Here is a 630-nt window from a genome sequence, read left to right on the forward strand (position 1 = left end):
TGATGATTTTTTGACCCGTATGAAATTTATCCAGATAACGCAAGACGAACGCTTTCATCGCCTGAAACGCACTGTAAAAACCCTGATGGACGCTCCCGACACCTTCCTCGAACGGAACCTGAAGCGCATTCACATCACGTAATGCATCTTTCAGACTGGCCGTGCCGCGCACCGAAATCAGAATGACTTCGTCGTGGTGACACATGAACGCCTGGGTATCGCCGCCATCTTCCTGATCATCGAAAAAATGCTGGTTGGCCGGGTGCTCCTGATCCTTGCCTTTGTCCGGGTGGTTTTGCTGATACAGCGTCGGGTCGAACGGCAGGATTTCCAGCCGCTTTGAATAGGGCACGTCCTCGTACAACGGGTAAAACCTTTGGGTTTGGCTCCTATCGATTCGCCAGTTCTCCCGATAGCTGGCCAACGCCTCGCCGAACAGATTGCCGATGCTCGGGTCCTCAGGAAAGCGCACTTTATCCAACGGTTTTTCGCGCGGGTCTTGAGCGAAGTCGGTGTAACTCAAGGTCGCCATCAGGGCCAGTTGATAGAGATTCAGCGCACAGAATTTGTCATCGGTGGACAGCAGGGGCCGCAAGGCGCGCATCGGCCGCACTTCCAGCACATTGTGTT

The 630-nt window shown here is 54.0% G+C and carries 1 pseudogene; it reads right to left on the reverse strand.

The annotated features are described in order from the left end of the window. Positions 1-630: pseudogene (locus MEB48_RS29030) on the reverse strand (lipase family protein); the annotation flags it as partial.

This window comes from Pseudomonas sp. PGPR40 (assembly GCF_022014505.1).
In the GTDB taxonomy this organism is placed as follows: Bacteria; Pseudomonadota; Gammaproteobacteria; order Pseudomonadales; family Pseudomonadaceae; genus Aquipseudomonas.